Raw genomic sequence first — 3,981 nt, 5'->3', positions numbered from 1 at the left:
GTGTTTTAATTCCCCGGTTTGTTGGTTGATCTGAAAAGTGCTGACTGATCCTTCTTCCGGATTCTCCATAGTTCCCTGCCTGTTTGCAGCATATAAATATCCACCATTGGGATGGATGTCCAGGTAGGTTGGGCTGTCCCTGTCCGAGATAGTTTGCACCTGCGTCAATCTACCCTCCGCTCTGTCAAACTCAAAGACATAGATGCCTTGGCTGTCCCGTTCTGTATAGGTGCCTACATAGAGCATTTCTTTTATATCCTGTGCAAAGGATTCTCCTTCACAAATTCCGGAAAAACCGATCAGAGAAATAAAAAGGCTTTTTAAAAAGAATGATTTGGTCATGGTTTGGTTCGTTTGATTGTTAAGTATTAAAACCCTGAATTACAGGAATATAAATCAAACTTCAATTTACATCTGTTTTTTTCAAAATTCTGCAAATATTATTCTATTTCCTGCAAAGTTCGTAGGTAGCACTTCTGTCGGGTATGAAATAACAGGAAAAATATTTGCCATTGGGTATATGAAAGATATATTTGAGGCTTTGAAATCAGCCGGTTAGGATTTCAAAAAAGAGGTTGATTATACCGCCGAACAAGATGAATAGAAGAAAATTTTTGGTTAATGGAGCTATTGTTGGTGCCGCTTCTTTGGCATTCAACAAGGATGGACTCGCATTGGTCTTTAGAGGGTTGAATTCAAATGATTTGCGTCAACTTGCAATTGACACGCATTTTCCTACCAAACCGGTGGATTCAGCAAAAAGGATTCCATTGGGGTGGAATGCTTTTCCGATTGTGACAAAAGATGAAAATTCACCGACGGTAATTTCATTTTCAAAGTCAGGACAGAAGCCAAAAACCGATACATTTTTCCTTAGACTTACTGCCGCCTTGGATATAAGGGAACATGTAATAATCAAGGTTTTTTTAACTAAATCAAAAACGGAACTGGGTATTTTTGATATCCAATATGCCCATCCCTTTCAACCTTTTGAGCTACAAATTGCTGCGGTTCATTACCAACAGATTCTCTTGGAAGGTATTGGATTGGAACTGATCCAAGGTAGTAAAGAAGCTTGGTTTTATGGTTTGGATGCGCTGCGCCAAGACAATTCCGGCTTGCAGCCACATTTGTTCTTACCTGAAAAAACAAACAAGGAAGCTGCTTTTTTTAAGAATCTTTATTCTATGAACTCTTTCAGTCCATTTGGTTGGATGGGAGGTAGTGTACAAGATGGCCTTCTTGAGCTGCACAAGCAGGGAAAATCAGCCGCCACAGCAACCCTTAAATCGCAATTGAATTCTTACTTGGACCCTGAAAAGGGAATTATTTTCGAAAGTCCACAAACTTATCCCATGGATGGAAAATTCAATAGTTTGGAAGATTTTTTACCTTTTTCGGCCATTGGTAATTTATATCCGGACCACATTTCAATTTCGAATGCGCTGGTATACATCCAAAAACTTAAAAACCCTTCAGAAAATGATTTCACCGGTCATGTTACCACAGAGGGATGTTACACTTTGGCCTATCCGCTTTCAGTAATTGCCTGTCAAAGGAAAGACCGAAAATTTGCGGAATTGGCTGTAAACCACCTACTGCTCCGGTTAGAATTTTTGTCTGAAACTAATAGCATTTATCAAAGGTCAACTGCAAATAGCCAAAAAGCATATAGGAATTGGGGGCGGGGAGTGGCTTGGTATTTATTGGGAATTGTAAAGACGCTGAGGGAGTTTGAAAATGCCGATTTTGGGGATTTGGATGGGTTGGAAGAAATCAGGAAAGATTTTGTAAAACAAGCTGGTTTTGTTTTAGGGCTTCAAAATGAAAAAGGGTTGTTTTATTCCTATATCGATATTCCTGAAACCGGTGTGGACACCTCTGCCACTGCAGGTATCGCAGCGTCATTTGCTTGGGGATTTCGCATGGGGATTCTGGCGGAAGAATTTGCCAGTGCAGCATCTTTGGCTTACCAAGGAGTGCAGGAATATATATCCGAAGATGGGTTTCTGAGATCGGTTTCTCAGATTAATAGAGGAGGGGAAGAACTGCAGAAAAGCGGATATAGGGTGATTTCCCAATTTGGGATGGGTTTGGTAGCACAACTTTATGCGGGGTTGAATGAAGTAAATTAATTACAACTATAATTTCTGTCGTATTTTAGGAACTTTCACCTGCTGTCTGATTTCTATAATGCCTGACCTCATTAATTGAAAATATGTTGCCCCGGTAAATCATTAAAAAGAATTATATTTGACCTTGATCCGAATATGATGTATGCAAGCTGGAAACCCCCATTTCGATAAAAAGAGAATCCGAATTCAATATTTTCAATCCAGTTGCTAATGAAATCATTAAATACGGACAGGAAATCACCATAAGCGACAAGACTTAAATTCCTTAGTCATGACCAATTCCAAACTAACCCCTGCACAAGTTTCAGACTACAACCGGGATGGCTATATCCTGATCAAAGGATTTTGCTCCAAAGAAGAGGTGGATAAAATGTACCACACTGCTACAGATGACGATGCCATGAGAAAGAATGCCCTCGATCTCAATGATCTTTCAGGTAAGAAAACCAAACTCTCATTGTGGTTCAAGCCGGGAAACGATGTATTTGGATACCTGACCCGAAGCGAAAAAATGGTAAATGCTGTAGCCCAACTACTGGACAGCGATGCTCCGGTCTGTCATTTCCATTCCAAGCTGATGCAGAAAGAGCCTAAAGTGGGAGGTGCCTGGGAATGGCATCAGGATTATGGATATTGGTACAAAAACCAATTTATGTTTCCTGACCAAATGATGAGTGTCATGGTGGCACTGACAGAAGCAAATAAAGAAAACGGCTGCCTACAGGTCATCAAAGAATCCCATAAATTGGGCAGGATAAATCATGGTTTCTCAGGTGAACAAGTCGGTGCGGATATGGTGATGGTCGAGAACTCGCTCAAGACCATGGAGTTGGTGTATTGTGAAATCCAGCCCGGAGACGCTTTGTTTTTCCACAGTAACCTTTTGCACAGGTCAGAGGCGAATCTATCAGACCATCCTAGATGGTCAATAATATCCTGTTACAATTCACAATCCAATCTGGCATACAACGAAACTTCCACCTCTTGGAAAACCCCTGTAGAAATCGTCCCCGATGAGGCCATCCTGACCTGGGAAGCGGACTCTCTTTCTTCAGCGGACTTTTTAAAGAAGGAAAACGATCCTGCCCTGAAAGATACCGGCTGGGAAAAAGACGTGAAGTCAGCTTAATTGGCCATACTTGTTTTCCATACCCCTGAAACAAAAGGAAAATCCCTAGAAGAAATCGAGATCCAATTAATTAAAAACAGATATCATGATCAAATATTTAACCCTTTCCGCAATAGCACTTCTTTTATTTTCAGCAACCACTGAAGCCCAATCCCGGCTATTTCCTGAAACTCCCGGGATGGTATCTTACACCTATCGTAACAGTTTCCAAAAAGATGTACCTGCTACATTGGATACCCTTCAGTCCATGGGCATCAAGGATATGGAGTTTTCCAATCTTTTTGGAAAATCCCCCTCTGAACTCAGGGCAATGCTGGATGAAAGAGGGATGTATTGTTCGTCTTATGGAGTAAGCTATCAGGATCTGATGACCAAAACCAATCAAATTGGAGAAGATGCCAAAACACTTGGAGCAAACTATGTCCGGGTTGCATGGATTCCGCATGATGGAACATTTGATCTTGCAGCAGCAGAAAAGGCAATTGCTGATTTCAATGCAGCAGGGAAAATCCTGAAAGACAAATTCGATCTTGCATTCTGCTACCATAACCACGGTTATGAATTTCATCCCCATAATGACGGGACACTTTTTGACCTAATGATCCAAAAAACCGATCCCAACTATGTGGGTTTTGAAATGGACATTCTATGGACATTTTTCCCCGGTGCGGATCCTGTCTACTATTTGGAGAAATATGGGGAACGGTTCAAATTGAT

The 3,981-nt window shown here is 41.0% G+C and carries 4 protein-coding genes; 3 read left to right on the top strand and 1 reads right to left on the bottom strand.

The window, feature by feature from the left end:
- Positions 1–342: lactonase family protein (locus ACEW8O_RS17095; RefSeq protein ID WP_373495842.1), on the bottom strand; the 342-nt coding region annotated here is incomplete at its 3' end.
- A 254-nt stretch (positions 343–596) separates the two neighbouring features.
- Here ACEW8O_RS17095 and ACEW8O_RS17090 point away from each other — a divergent pair.
- The 3 genes from ACEW8O_RS17090 to ACEW8O_RS17080 all read left to right on the top strand — a co-directional run.
- A complete protein-coding gene (locus ACEW8O_RS17090; RefSeq protein WP_373495841.1) occupies positions 597–2,135 on the top strand; it encodes a glycoside hydrolase family 88 protein in 1,539 nt (512 codons plus the stop codon).
- A gap of 271 nt (positions 2,136–2,406) precedes the next feature.
- Positions 2,407–3,264, top strand: a complete 858-nt coding sequence (locus tag ACEW8O_RS17085) for a phytanoyl-CoA dioxygenase family protein (RefSeq protein ID WP_373495840.1) — start codon at positions 2,407–2,409, stop codon at positions 3,262–3,264.
- Positions 3,265–3,349: 85 nt separating this feature from the next.
- Positions 3,350–3,981: sugar phosphate isomerase/epimerase family protein (locus ACEW8O_RS17080; RefSeq protein WP_373495839.1), on the top strand; the 632-nt coding region annotated here is incomplete at its 3' end.

It is taken from the genome of Aquiflexum sp. (assembly GCF_041749095.1).
Lineage (GTDB): Bacteria > Bacteroidota > Bacteroidia > Cytophagales > Cyclobacteriaceae > Aquiflexum.
This window is presented reverse-complemented; position numbering and strand designations above follow the sequence as displayed.